Here is a 12,577-nt window from a genome sequence, read left to right on the forward strand (position 1 = left end):
CTCGATCTGATCCAACATCCTGGTCGGCCCAGAGGCCGCCATCGGGGGCAAGTCGAATCGTCGCACCGCCCCTCCCACATTTGGACCTCGGAGCGTCAGGTAGATACGCGTCCGCTCCCTCGCCACAGGTGCGGTTTCGCACCACAATTGTGTAGATACCTATGCCCCGATAGCAGTGGTTCCGTCGGAGCCTCTTTGACTGACACACCGCAATCGGGGGCAAGCCCCCTCCCACATTTGGTTTGCGGTGTTTCAGATATTGGCGCGCAGGATGCTGTCGGGCAGTGACTCTCCCTGCTCGACACTTGCCGCAACGGCCGCGATCAACCCTTGCAAGTCATAGCCCTGCCCCGCCAGCCACGCCTGATCGTAGTAAGTGGTGGCATAGCGCTCTCCCCCATCACATAGAATCGCCACGATCGACCCCGACTCCCCCGCCGCTTTCATCTGTTGCGCAGCCACCAGTGCACCGATCAGGTTCGTCCCGCTGGAGCCCCCCACTCGCCGCCCCAACCGCTCGGCCAGGTAATGCATGGCTGCCAGGGACAGCGCATCCGGCACCTTGACCATCGCATCGATCACTGCAGGCAAAAATGAGGCCTCGACCCGTGGCCGGCCAATGCCTTCGATCCGCGAGCCACAGTCCAGGCGCAGACTGGCGTCGCCGCTCAGGTAATAATCGAAAAACACCGAACGTTCGGCATCGGCACACAGCACGCGGGTGCAATGCTGGCGATAGCGCACATAGCGTCCCAGGGTCGCGGTAGTACCGCCGGTGCCGGGGCTGGAAATCAGCCAACTGGGCTCCGGGTGTTGCTCGAAACGCAACTGCTGGAAGATCGACTCGGCGATGTTGTTGTTCGCGCGCCAGTCGGTGGCGCGCTCGGCGTAGGTGAACTGGTCCATGAAGTGCCCGCCGCTTTCCTGCGCCAGGCGTTCGGACTCGGCATAGATCTGCGTAGGGTCCTGCACCAGGTGGCTCTTGCCGCCATAAAAGGCAATCTGGGCGATCTTTTCCTGGGAGGTGGTGGCGGGCATCACGGCAATGAACGGCAGGCCGAGCAGGCGCGCGAAATAGGCTTCGGAAATGGCCGTCGAACCGCTGGAAGCCTCGATCACCGGTGCACCCGGCTTCAGCCAGCCGTTGCACAACGCGTACAGGAACAGCGAACGCGCCAGCCGGTGCTTCAGGCTGCCGGTCGGGTGGCTGGACTCATCCTTGAAGTACAGCTCGATACCCGGCAAGCCCGGCAATGGCAACGGGATCAGGTGGGTGTCGGCGCTGCGCTGAAAATCCGCTTCAATGATACGAATGGCTTCGCGGGCCCAGGGACGGTGGTCGCTCATGACGAGACTTCTCTAAGGATTTGGGCCTGATATTAGGGGGTTTCCTACACTGCACACAGATACAGTAACGACTCAATTGGACACACAATTGCTAGGCTTAGACGCAACGCCAGCTCTACCGAATGCTTATAACAAATAAGAATATAATTTTTGTTTTAACAACTAACGGTACGGGTTAGGGTACGCACCTATTGAACCTGGATTGGAGAGCATCCCTTGCCTCTGCGTAGCACTTTCACCCGTTTCTTCCAGCTGGAGGCCGCCAGCGGTCTGTTGCTGATCGCTGCCGCTGCCCTGGCGCTGATTATCAACAACTCACCTTTGTCGCACCTGTACGGCGCCTTTCTCGACACGCCCGTGGTGGCCCAGGTTGGCGCGCTGCAAATCGCCAAGCCCGCCTTGTTGTGGATCAATGATGGCCTGATGGCGTTGTTCTTCCTGCTGATCGGTCTGGAGGTCAAACGCGAGCTGCTCGACGGTCACCTGTCCAAACCGTCGCAGGTGGTGCTTCCGGGTGCGGCGGCGATCGGCGGCATGGTCGTACCCGCGCTCATCTACTGGGCATTGAACAAGGACAACCCTGCGGCCCTCGCCGGATGGGCGATACCGATGGCCACGGATATCGCCTTTGCGCTGGGCGTCCTGGCACTGCTGGGCAAGCGTGTGCCGGTGTCGCTGAAACTGTTCCTGATGACCCTGGCAATCATTGACGACCTGGGCGCCATTGTCGTCATTGCGCTGTTCTATTCCGCCGACCTGTCCGGGGCTTCCCTGGCAGGCGCAGCGGCCTGCCTGATCGCCTTGATCGCGATGAACCGCCTGGGTGTGGTCAAGCTTGGGCCGTACCTGATCATCGGCCTGATCCTGTGGGTGTGCGTACTCAAGAGCGGCGTGCACGCCACGTTGGCCGGGGTGACCCTGGCGTTCTGCATTCCACTGCGCACCCGTAATGCCGAAACCTCGCCCCTGCTGACCCTGGAGCATGCCCTGCACCCGTGGGTGGCCTACGCCATCCTGCCGCTGTTCGCGTTTGCCAACGCCGGGGTGTCCCTCACCGGCGTCAGCCTCGAGAGCTTTACCCACCACGTGCCCATGGGCATTGCCGCCGGCCTGTTGATCGGCAAGACCATCGGTGTGTTCGGCCTGACCTGGCTGGCCATCAAGACCGGCATCGCCTCACTGCCCAGCGGCGCTAACTGGGGCCAGGTGCTGGGGGTAGCGATACTGTGTGGTATCGGCTTTACCATGAGCCTGTTTGTCGGCTCACTGGCGTTCGTACCGGGCGTCAGCGAGTTTGCCGGCGAGGATCGCATGGGGATTCTGACCGGTTCGATATTGGCGGCGTGTATCGGTTATGCGGTGACGGCGATGGCGAGTCGCAAGAAAGCCGTCACCGCCTAGTCGGGTGATATCCAAACAGCAAAAAGCCGCCTCGAACTGAATCGAGGCGGCTCCACTTCTCAGACCTTACAGGTCATCGAAGCTGTCCCGCAGGAATACCCATACGTGATAAACACGCAGGGCATTCACTACGAGGTTCCACGTACGTCGTGCAAACTTAGCCATACTCGGCCCTCCAAGCGTTGGGCCTTACCTCCAGCGCACTTACCGGAACACGTGGGCCTTCGAATGCTGTCATTGCGTTCTATGAGGCGGCAGGGTTGACGGGCCCTCCGCATCAATCCGGCACGGATTACTAGCCCGTGGCGGCGGGTCCAAAAACTTGCTCATTGACCCGGCCTACTCACAGGATGACGAACGTAGAACGGCGTCGATACTAACTGAGCTGCCCGCCGAAGGTGTGACCAAGCGCACGGCGAATTTTGTTATTTATTTTCAATTTCTTTCTGACAAAAAAAGTATCAGAAGCGCTAGTGCTGCTTTACAACGGCTTCTTGCCAGATACCGCAGCCGGCAGTAATATTCCGACCATGTCATTGCGTTCTGTGAGCCTGCAAGGCTAGCTTGATATGGCCTTGCGATAAAAAACCGCCCTACTAAGGCGGTTTTTTTTATGCGCAATTAGGATTTTTTAGACGGTAAGATCACGGCCCATTAAACAAAAAACCCCAACCAGTCACCCGGTTGGGGTTTTTCTTTGCCTTTCGCTGACCGCTTAGCGGGTAACGCGGCTGGTACCGTCAACCGTCATGATGCGTACGCGGTCGCCAATGCGGAAAATTTCATTTTCCTGTACGGCTTGTACGTAGGAGCGCATGCTGCCGTCGTCTTCGCGAACGGTGATTTCCACGCCCTGGGTGCGGGTCAGGCCTTCTTCGGTGGCCGAACCCAGCAGGCCGCCGGCCACCGCGCCGATCACAGCGGTGACGATACTGCCACGGCCGCCGCCGATGGCGCTGCCGCCAACGCCGCCGATGACTGCACCCGCAGCGCCGCCGATTGGGGTTTTGGTGCCTTCGATTTTCACCGGACGCAGGGATTCGATGGTGCCCATGCGAACGGTCTGTACACGACGCGCCTCGTCACGGGAGTAGGAGTCGCCGGTCAGACTCGAGGCGCAGCCACCCAACAGCAAGGACAGGGTAGTAAAGCAGGCAACTAGTAAAACAGACTTACGCATAGCATCAACTCCAAAGGACAGGTATTCATTAAACGCTGCGGCTTGGCGCCTGTCACGGCAAGCCAGGCAAAAAAGTGCTTTCATTCAGCCTGAGTACAGACTGTCGGTACCACAGGATTCGACGAACGGTAGCTAAGCCGCACCATGCCATAGCCTGGTTGATCAGTGTAGTCATACAGCCGAAAACGCCGAAATCTCGTACATAAAGACTTCGGCGCACAGGACATGATTCAGATGAGATGACGAAAGGCGACGCTCAAGGCGCAAGACGCTCGCGCGTCCATTGGCCCGCTTGCAGCCGATAGTTGAGGCGATCATGCAGGCGGCTGGCGCGGCCTTGCCAGAACTCGATGCGCTCCGGCAACAAACGATAGCCTCCCCAATGCTCGGGGCAATCGGGCTGGGTGTCGCTGAAACGTTGTTCAGTCGCCTTGAGCAGTTGCTGCAGTTCTTCGCGATCACCAATGACCTTGCTCTGCGGCGATGCCCACGCACCCAGGCGGCTGCCCAGGGGGCGCACCTGAAAATAAGCATCCGACTCCTCAGGCGTGACCTTGACCACGCGCCCTTCAATACGCACCTGGCGCTCGAGGGTCGGCCAGAAAAAGGTCATGGCCGCGAACGGCCGCGCCGCCAGTTGCTCACCCTTGGCGCTCTGATAATTGGTAAAGAAGGTAAAGCCCTGTGCATCCAGGCCCTTGAGCAACAGGATGCGACAGTGCGGCCGACCGTCCTGGTCGACCGTCGCCAGGGTCATGGCATTGGCCTCCACCGGTGCCTGCTCGGTTTTCACCGCATCGGCGAACCATTGGTGGAACAAGGCAAACGGCTCGTCCGGGGCCTGGGCCTCGCTCAAACCGTCCCGTGTGTAGTCACGGCGCATATCGGCCAGTGCCTGGGTCATGCGGCTTTATCCTTGTGGTTCAACGGATCAGTTTTTCGCCTGGTCGTTACTCGCCGGTGCAGCAGCCTTGGCTTTGGTCGCAGCCGGTTTCTTCGCAGCCGGCTTGGCCGGGGCCTTTTTAGCGGCTGACTTGGCAGCCGGCTTGGCGGCGGCTTTCTTGGCCGGCGCTTTCTTGGCCGGGGCTTTTGCCGCTGGGGCCGGTGCGGGAACATCCTGCACAGCGACCATTTCAGCCACAGGCGGAGTCTTGCCCGAGTTGTACTGGCTCAGCAGCGCCAACATAGTTGTACGCTGAGTGAACATGATTTCCATGCGACGATTCAGCGCACGGCCCTGGGAACTGTCATTGGCGGCACGCGGCATCAGGTCGCCCATGCCACGCAGCATCAGGCGGTCCTGCTTCAAACCGCTGAGGCTGAAAATCGAAGCGATCGACTGCGCACGTTCCTTGCTCAGCGCCTGGCTGGCCGGAGCGCTGCCGGTGGCATCAACGTGGCCCAGAACCAGTACGGCGGTCTTTGGATCGGCTTCAACAGCCTTGGCGACGCGCGTGAACGGACCCAGGGTCACCGGCAGCAGCATCGCCGGGCGTTTCGGGTTGTATGAACCGTCTACCGGGGCAATCACCACCAGTACGTTGTCGCGACGTTCCAATTGCAGGTTGCTGTCCTTGATCGCGGCGCGCAGGCGCGGCTCGTAATCGTCCAGCCAGGCCTGGGTGATTTTTGGATCGGGCATCGGCACGTTGGTCACATCGACCTTGGCCAGTGGCTTGGGCTTGGTATCGAACGGCCACCACCAATGGGCTTCGGTGTCGGTCTTGGCCACGACAGGCGCAGTGTCCGGTGCAGGAGTGGCGGCCTTGAGGTCGGCTTTCAGGTCGGCCTTGGCCTCGGCGGCCTTGTCGTCGGCGCTCTTGGCGGAGAATGGCCACCAGTTGAAGCCAGTGTCGCTCTTGGCTGCCGGAGCAGGCGCTGCGGCGACAGGCGCGACAGGCTTGGCGTCGGCAGCGGGCTTGGCGTCGGTCTGGGTCACTGCGTCCTTGGTAGCAGCCTTATCTGATCCAAATGACCACCAGTGCCCACCTTCGGCATCATTTTGTGGAGTTTGTGCACAGCCGGTAATAGTGAGGCACAGCGCCAGTGCCAAGGACTTGTTCGATAACATGAGATATCCACAAAATGAGAAAAAACCAAGGGGCCACATGCCCCGTTAACCAGACGCTTAAAGAACATTGAAGTTACATCATTGCGTTCAGCGTCTTCTTATACGTGCCTTTGTAACAAAAAATTGTGAAACAGCAAGGGGTTTATAGACAACCGGCCAATATTCCGACCAACTTCTGAGCCCGTGGGTCCATAAGTACATAGGGCCCCAGGGTATTAGTCACAAAACCGAAGGCTACATCATGCTCAGGGTCGGCAAACCCTACCGAGCCCCCTGCCCCCGGATGCCCGAATGCGCGCGGACCAAGGCCGAACGTAGCATTGGGCAACTCCGGTTGATCCAACATGCAGCCCAGGCCGAAACGGGTTTGGGTCAATAAGGTTTTATCCGGCCCGATACTGTGTTCGCGGGTCAATTGTTCGAGCATGTCGCTTTCCAGCAAACTACCGTCCAATAAACCACTATAAAAGCCGGCCAGGCTGCGTGCATTACCGTGACCATTTGCCGCGGGTTGCTGCATACGCCGCCATTCGGGTTTATTAGTGCTGGTCAGAATAGACGGCGGATTGGCAAATGCACGTGTAGTCATTGCCGTGGGTTCACGCATCATTACTTGAAGTAACCGTTGTGCCGCAGCATCGCCCATATTGCCCTTGCTGCGGGCTATATGGGCGACACGGTAAAACTCTTCGTCCGCCAGGCCCACGTGAAAATCCAGCCCCAACGGCCGCGCCACCCGCGCCACGATAGACTCTCCAGGCCCGCGCCCATCGGCACGGCGCAACAGTTCACCGACCAGCCAGCCATAGGTGATCGCCTCGTAGCCATGGCCCTGGCCGGGTGTCCACCACGGCGCTTCGGCCGCGAGGGTATCGACCATCAGTTGCCAGTCGTACAGGGCTTCGATGGGCAGCATCTCGCGGATCGCCGGCAGCCCGGCCTGATGGCAGAGCAACTGGCGCAAGGTAATGGACGCTTTGCCCGCTGCGGCAAATTCCGGCCAGTAATCGGCCACGGGCGCATCCAGCTTCAGCTTGCCTTCGGCTACCAGCTGCAGGGCGGTGACGGCAGTGAAGGTCTTGGTGCAGGAGAACAGATTGACGATCGTGTCACTGTGCCAGGCCTCGGCGCCGTCCTTATCGGCGGTGCCGGCCCACAGGTCGACAACCGTCTCGCCGCCGACCTGGATGCAAAGCCCGGCACCGCGCTCCTGAGGGTCATCGAACAATGCGGCAAACGCTTCACGTACCGCTTCGAACTGGAGCGTGTAATGACCCTGAATCTGCACCGGAGCGACCTCGAGAAAACCGCATGAAAAGTGGCCGACATTGTTCCAGTCATTGAGGGATTTGTGAACCCGTCAACGGCGAATCAATGCCCATTTCCGGAGTGCCCGCCAGCATGCCCGGCGCCCTGGCCCGCACCTTTGCCGGCCTGGCCCGAGCGGCCGCCTTCACTCTCGCGGGACGCACCGGCGGCCCTGGCTTTTTCAGCCTCCTTACCCAGTTGGTCGACCGCCGCGAGATTGCTTTTACGCACGCTCTCGACAAAGCCCTGAAAGGGCACGTCAGTGATGCCAACCAGGCCGAAATGGCCGTTTTCACCGTCCAGCAGGCGTCCGGTCACGGGCTGGTCCAGGTACTGGAACCAGTGCACGCCGACAATCGAAGGCTCCGCCATGGCTTGCTTGAGGAAGGCGGCATAGGCCGCGCCCCGCTCTTCTTCACGGGCCAACTGCGTCACGCCGCCCCAGAATGGGCCACGGTCGCTCGAGCCGAAGTTGAACTCGGTGATCAATACGGGTTTGTCGAGTGCGCGCAGGGCGGCGAAGTCATAACCGTCCTGGGGCTTGAGGGTATACATATTGAAGCTCAGCACATCGCAATACTGCGCACAGGACGCCACGGCTTCAGGGGTGCTCACGGCGTAACGTCCGCCCAGCAGCAGTTGGTTGGGCGCGTGCCATTTCAGCGAGTCGGAGATGGTCTTGAAGTAGGCATCGGCGAAGGTCTTCTGGAAATACTTGAAGTCGGCCTCGATTTCCGGGTGTTCCGGGCTGGGCATCGGCGGCTCGAAGCCGGGGTCTTCCATCAGCTCCCAGCCGGCCAGGTGGATGCCCCAGGCTTTCGACAGACCGTCTTCATTGCGGTACTTGTCGCGCAGTTGCTTGAGGAAAGCACGCTTGGCCGGTACGTCGGTGGTCATGCGTAAGGTGCCGTAGGCCAGGGCATAGCGCGATTTTGCATCGTCGCCAGGGCCGGCCCAGGCCAGTTCGTTGTCGGCGAAGAAGCCGATCAGCCACGGGTCGTCGCGATGATCGCGAGCGGCAATGGCCACGGCGCGCTCAGTGGCCATGGCAAAGCGTGGGTCGAACGGGTCAGGCATGCCGCCCCACCAGTCGGTGCCGGTGCTGATGCTGGCGTAGTCACCCACAATCGACAGCGGCAAGGTGTAAGGCACACGGTCAGCCGTGGCCAGGTCCGGATCGCTCCAGTTGCCCACGGTGTTGAAGCCCCAGGCTTGCAGGCGGTCGAGGGTATGGGTCACCCAGCGCTTCTGATCGAAGCCGTCACCGCCATAGGTGCGCTGCAGGTTGGCGCCATAAAAATCATACCAGCGTCCCGAACCGAAACCGCGACCTTCGCCCGCGCCGTTGCCGGTACGGTTGTCGCCACTGCCGTAATACTTGTCGAAGGCTTCACCGGCCTTGGGCAGCGCCGCAAACATCCACTCTCGCCCCGCCACGTAGGTCTGGCTGTTGTCCGCCGCCACTGTGTTGACACCCAGCGAGTAGAACGGATGGCCTTGCGGCGTGACCAAGTACCAGCGACCGTCGCGCTTTTCAGTGCGGAAGAAGCCGCTGGCGTCGAACGCCGGGCCTTTGTTCCAGCCGCCGTATTGATCCAGGGCGGATTTGTCACGCTCGGCAAGCCACCCCTTCAGTTGTTGCTGCTCCTTGGCGGCTGCGGCCTTGAGCTGCTCGTCGCTGCTGACTTTTTCCGGCCAGCGTGCACGGGTGGACTGACCGTAAGCGTCCACCAGCTCGTTGTAGGCGGCCTTCATCACCGGCTCGCTGTCCTGCACGCCAAAGCGCTCCAGCAGGATGCTTTGGGCGGCATCGGGTTTGATCATCGACAGCGTCACCGACACCACCTGGCTGCGGTCGACTTCCCCGGTGCTGGCGGCCAGCAACACACGCTGGCCGTCCACGGTCATCGGCATCGGCGGGCCGGCCTTCATGCCCTGGCTCAGCGGCGAGTTGGCTTGCAGTGGCACCAGCAAGGTCTGGGCCGGGCCGGCCGGCAGGTCGATGCGACTGACCAGGGTCTTGCCGTCGGCACTTTGTACTTTCACGTAGAGGGTCAACGCCCAACTCATCGCGCTCTGGATGCGCAGGCTCATGGCGCCCGATTGCGACCAGTCCCACACGCCGGTTTGCGGGCTGAGCACCAGGCTCGGCTCGGCCGCCGGGCTGAAGGTGATGCGGCGCAGCACTTCGCCCTCCGGGGTTTGTTCGGCGTTGTATTGCGGCAGGCTGGCGTCCTGGGTCGCCACCTTGACCACATCGGCGGGCCGGACGAAGTTGAACAGCGTTTGTTGCCCGGCCGGCGCGGCCATCAAGGGCGCGGCGAACAGCAGGGCAAAAAGAGCGGGCAGCGTGCGAATCATACGAACAAGGTTCTCCCAGACGGCCGGTGAATGGCCTGATGACATACATGAGATAGACCACGAAGTGGGCGAGTTCGCCCACGGTGGCTTAAGAAATTTCGCGCCTGAACGGCGGCAAGGCATTCAGGATTGCCTTGCCATAGCGCTGGGTGACCAGGCGGCGATCGAGCAACGTGATGGTGCCCCGGTCCTGCTCGGTGCGCAGCAAGCGTCCGCAGGCCTGCACCAGCTTGAGCGACGCATCGGGTACCGAGATTTCCATGAAAGGATTGCCGCCGCGGGCTTCGATCCATTCGGCCAGCGCCGCTTCGACCGGATCATCCGGCACCGAGAACGGGATCTTGGCGATGACCACGTGCTCGCAGTAGGCGCCGGGCAAGTCCACGCCCTCGGCAAAGCTCGCCAGGCCGAACAGCACGCTGGAATCACCGCCATCGACCCGCGCCTTGTGTTTGTTCAAGGTTTCCTGCTTGGACAGGTTGCCCTGGATGAACACCTGTTTACGCCAGTCGCGGTCAAGGCCATCAAACACATCCTGCATCTGTTTACGCGACGAAAACAGCACCAGGGTGCCTCGCGAGCCTTCCACCAGTTCGGGCAGGTCGCGGATGATCGCCGCCGTGTGCGCCGCCGCGTCCCTTGGGTCGGCCTTGAGGTCGGGCACCCGCAGTACGCCGGCATCGGCGTGATGAAACGGGCTTGGCACCACTGCAGTGACGGCCTTTTTCGGTAGGCCGGCGCGCATGCGGAAGCGGTCGAAGGTGCCCAGCGCCGTCAGCGTGGCCGAAGTCACCAGGCAGCCGTAGGCCACGTTCCACAGGTTGCGGCGCAGCATCTCGGCGGCGAGGATCGGGCTGGCATTGACCTCGATATCGAACAGCGCACCGCTTTCCGCCAAGGTCAACCAGCGCGCCATCGGCGGGTTGTCTTCCGGGTCTTCGACGGTAAAGGCCGTCCACAACTCCCAGTTGCCCTGGGCGCGGGACAGCAGGCTGCCGAACAGCGGGTACCATTCTTCGGCCTGGTTACTGGCGATGCCGATATTGACCTCGCCATCCATGCCTTCCTTGAGCAAGTCGGTGAGACGGGTGAACAGGTCGGTTAGGCGAGAAAAGCCCTTCTTCAGTTCAATGCCCATTTCGCGCATATGCTCGGGAATCATCCCACCGACAAAACGGTGACGCGGCCGCTCACGGCCTTCCACGTCTTCGCCGGGCTTGAAGTCGGCCACCTGCTCGCAGGCGCTGAACATGAACTGCTGCTGGGTCTTGATCTCCCGCGCCAGCTCAGGCACCTGTTCGATCAGCTTACCCAGGTCACCGGGCAGCGGATGCTGGGCCAGCAGCTTGGTGAGGTTCTTGGCGGTGGTTTCCAGCCAATCGGCGGTAGAGCGCAAGCGCGTGTAATGGGCGAAGTGGCCGATGGCCTTGTCCGGCAGGTGGTGACCTTCGTCGAACACATACAGGGTGTCGCGCGGATCCGGCAGTACGGCGCCGCCGCCCAGGGCCAGGTCGGCCAGCACCATGTCGTGGTTGGTGACGATCACGTCGACCTTGCCCATGCCTTCGCGGGCCTTGTAGAAGGCGCACTGACCGAAGTTGGGGCAATGGCGGTTGGTGCATTGACTGTGGTCGGTGGTCAGGCGCGCCCAGTCGGAGTCTTCCAGGGCGGTGGGCCAGCTGTCGCGGTCGCCGTCCCATTTATTACCGGCCAGTTTTTCGATCATACTGGTAAACAGTTTCTGGCTGACTTCGTCGACTTCGATCTTGAAGCCTTCCTCTTCGAACAACGAAGCCGTGGCGGTCTGCGCGTGGCCTTCCTGCAGCAGCACGTCAAGCTTGGACAGGCACATGTAACGGCCACGGCCCTTGGCCAGCGCGAACGTGAAGTTCAGCCCGCTGTTGCGCATCAGGTCAGGCAGGTCCTTGTAGACAATCTGCTCCTGCAGGGCGACGGTAGCGGTGGCAATCACCAGGCGTTTGCCGGCGGCCTTGGCGGTGGGGATCGCCGCCAGGCTGTAGGCCACGGTCTTGCCGGTACCGGTGCCGGCTTCGACGGCCACGACCGCAGGGTCGCCGCTGCGCCGCCCTTCGTCGTCGGTGTCGATATCCCCGAGGACCTTGGCCACTTCGGCGATCATCAGGCGTTGGCCGTAACGCGGTTTCAAGCTCTTGGCTTCGAGAAAACGCGAGTAGGCGCCCTGGATCGTGGTTTTGAGTTCAGTGCTGATCATGGATAGTCGGGCGCAAAAAACGCTGGATAAATTTTCAGTGGTTCGGATCGGCCGCTATCATACCCCGCTAATTAATCCCGCGCAGAACGGAGTACCACAATGACCGCGTTTAGCCTCGCTTACACCCTGCATGTATTGGCCGCCCTGATCTGGGTCGGCGGCATGTTTTTCGCCTGGATGATCCTGCGCCCCGCCGCCATGGCGGCCCTTGAGGGCCCTGCCCGGCTCAAGTTGTGGGCAAATGTGTTTCAACGTTTTTTTGTATGGGTGTGGGTGGCGGTGTTGATTTTGCCGATCAGCGGCGTAGGCCTGCTGCACCTGCGCTTCAACGGTTTTGAAACGGCGCCGCGCTATGTGCAGGTGATGATGGGTTTGTATCTGGTGATGACGGCGCTGTTTATCCGCATCCAGGCGTTGAAGTTTCCGGCGTTGAAGGCGGCGGTGGCGGCGGTGGCGGCTGAGGATTGGCCGGCAGGCGCGGCTACACTGGGGCAGATTCGTAAGTTGGTAGGGATTAACTTGATTGTCGGGTTGGTGGTGGTGGCCGTGGCGTCGGCTCGGCCGATGTTGTAAGGCGACTCTTACATCGCTATCGGGGGCAAGCCCCCTCCCACCTTTGATCGCATTCCAATGTGGGAGGGGCGGTGCGACGATTCGACTTGCCCCCGATGGCGTC

9 protein-coding genes are annotated in these 12,577 nt (G+C 61.1%); 2 read left to right on the plus strand and 7 right to left on the minus strand.

Annotated elements, in window-relative coordinates:
- Positions 1–252: 252 nt before the first annotated feature.
- Entirely contained in the window at positions 253–1,347 is a 1,095-nt protein-coding gene (locus tag J1G34_RS14540) for a PLP-dependent cysteine synthase family protein (RefSeq protein ID WP_065893402.1), read from the minus strand.
- 216 nt (positions 1,348–1,563) lie between these two features.
- Between J1G34_RS14540 and nhaA the strand changes: the two genes are divergently transcribed.
- On the plus strand, positions 1,564–2,748 hold the full coding sequence (gene nhaA / locus J1G34_RS14545; protein ID WP_065893401.1) for a Na+/H+ antiporter NhaA: 1,185 nt from the start codon (positions 1,564–1,566) through the stop codon (positions 2,746–2,748).
- 715 nt (positions 2,749–3,463) lie between these two features.
- Here nhaA and J1G34_RS14550 read toward each other — a convergent pair.
- From J1G34_RS14550 to dinG, 6 genes are all read right to left on the minus strand, one after another.
- Positions 3,464–3,928 carry an outer membrane lipoprotein gene (locus tag J1G34_RS14550; RefSeq protein WP_065886131.1) on the minus strand — a complete coding sequence of 155 codons (465 nt, stop codon included), beginning with the start codon at positions 3,926–3,928 and terminating at the stop codon, positions 3,464–3,466.
- Between the two features lie 256 nt (positions 3,929–4,184).
- Complete coding sequence (gene pdxH / locus J1G34_RS14555) at positions 4,185–4,832, minus strand: pyridoxamine 5'-phosphate oxidase (protein ID WP_122561308.1); 648 nt, start codon at positions 4,830–4,832, stop codon at positions 4,185–4,187.
- 27 nt (positions 4,833–4,859) lie between these two features.
- Positions 4,860–5,999 (minus strand): OmpA family protein, encoded by a 1,140-nt coding sequence (locus J1G34_RS14560; RefSeq protein ID WP_122461583.1) that lies wholly within the window; start codon positions 5,997–5,999, stop codon positions 4,860–4,862.
- A 142-nt stretch (positions 6,000–6,141) separates the two neighbouring features.
- Entirely contained in the window at positions 6,142–7,287 is a 1,146-nt protein-coding gene (locus J1G34_RS14565; RefSeq protein ID WP_065897006.1) for a serine hydrolase domain-containing protein, read from the minus strand.
- 83 nt (positions 7,288–7,370) lie between these two features.
- Complete coding sequence (locus tag J1G34_RS14570; RefSeq protein WP_222994260.1) at positions 7,371–9,668, minus strand: beta-galactosidase; 2,298 nt, start codon at positions 9,666–9,668, stop codon at positions 7,371–7,373.
- An 88-nt stretch (positions 9,669–9,756) separates the two neighbouring features.
- Positions 9,757–11,901, minus strand: a complete 2,145-nt coding sequence (gene dinG, locus J1G34_RS14575) for an ATP-dependent DNA helicase DinG (protein ID WP_057723161.1) — start codon at positions 11,899–11,901, stop codon at positions 9,757–9,759.
- A gap of 99 nt (positions 11,902–12,000) precedes the next feature.
- On the opposite strand from dinG, the gene J1G34_RS14580 reads away from it, so the two are divergent.
- On the plus strand, positions 12,001–12,474 hold the full coding sequence (locus J1G34_RS14580; RefSeq protein ID WP_222994261.1) for a CopD family protein: 474 nt from the start codon (positions 12,001–12,003) through the stop codon (positions 12,472–12,474).
- Positions 12,475–12,577 lie beyond the last annotated feature (103 nt).

Source organism: Pseudomonas sp. Wu6 (assembly GCF_019891515.1).
GTDB lineage: Bacteria > Pseudomonadota > Gammaproteobacteria > Pseudomonadales > Pseudomonadaceae > Aquipseudomonas > Aquipseudomonas orientalis_A.